This window comes from Pseudoneobacillus rhizolycopersici (genome assembly GCF_054786815.1).
In genome coordinates, this window is sequence record NZ_JBTOOE010000306.1 from 1 (window position 1) to 208 (window position 208).

The 208-nt window shown below is 40.9% G+C and carries 1 protein-coding gene; it reads left to right on the top strand.

The window, feature by feature from the left end; all coding sequences use genetic code 11:
* A partial coding sequence (locus tag ACX9YW_RS23865) for an HAD-IC family P-type ATPase (protein ID WP_460351326.1) occupies window positions 1-208 on the top strand: 208 nt, incomplete at both ends.

Consider the following 208-nt stretch of genomic DNA (forward strand, 5'->3'; position numbering starts at 1 on the left):
TTGATGAACTTAGTGATGATTACTTTAAGAAGCATGTCAGTGATTACAGTGTTTACGCACGAGTTTCTCCAGAGCATAAAGTTAGGATTGTTAAGGCTTGGCAGGCAAATGATAAAATAGTTGCCATGACCGGTGACGGTGTAAACGATGCTCCAAGTTTAAAGCAAGCTGATATTGGTATCGGCATGGGTATTACAGGTACCGAAGT